The organism is Chryseobacterium sp. DT-167 (assembly GCF_058310155.1).
In genome coordinates, this window is sequence record NZ_JBZEEQ010000104.1 from 1 (window position 1) to 575 (window position 575).

The following is a 575-nucleotide window of genomic DNA, read 5'->3' on the forward strand; positions in this document are numbered from 1 at the left end:
CCTGTACCGGGGACGGGCTGGGGGCCCGGCCACCACGAAGGACGAGCTGAGAGACGCGGTCGATCGAGTGCGCGGCCTCCCCGGCTCGCGTCGTGCGGCGGCGGCGGTGGACTTCGCGACGGATCGTGCCGACTCTCCGCTCGAATCGTTCAGCCGTGTCCGGATCATGGAGGCAGGCTTCCCGGAGCCACAACTCCAGGAGGAATTTCGCAGCTCCGGCGGATTCCGGGCCGTCGTCGACTTCTGGTGGCCGGATGAGCGGATCATCGGAGAAGCCGACGGACGCATGAAGTACGGGACAGCGGAATCTCTGAACGGCGAAGAAGCCCGCACGGCGGTGATCGCGGAGAAGAACCGAGAGAACACCCTGCGTGCCCTGAGCGCCGGGTTCGCTCGGTGGGAGCACGGTGATGTCGTCCAGCCTGGCCGGCTCGGCGCGATCCTTCGGACTGCCGGCCTTCGGAGCACGCGTCGCTCCCTCACCTGAACACTTCCTTCGTGCGCGAAAACGCGTGTACAAAGGAAGTGTTCAGGGGGGTCAGAGGACGATGTGGAGGGCCTTGGCCGCGTCGGTG

The 575-nt window shown here is 67.0% G+C and carries 1 protein-coding gene; it reads left to right on the forward strand.

The features are described 5' to 3' along the window. Nucleotides 1-487: hypothetical protein (locus AC4FQ5_RS19990; protein WP_491146426.1), on the forward strand; the 487-nt coding region annotated here is incomplete at its 5' end. Nucleotides 488-575 lie beyond the last annotated feature (88 nt).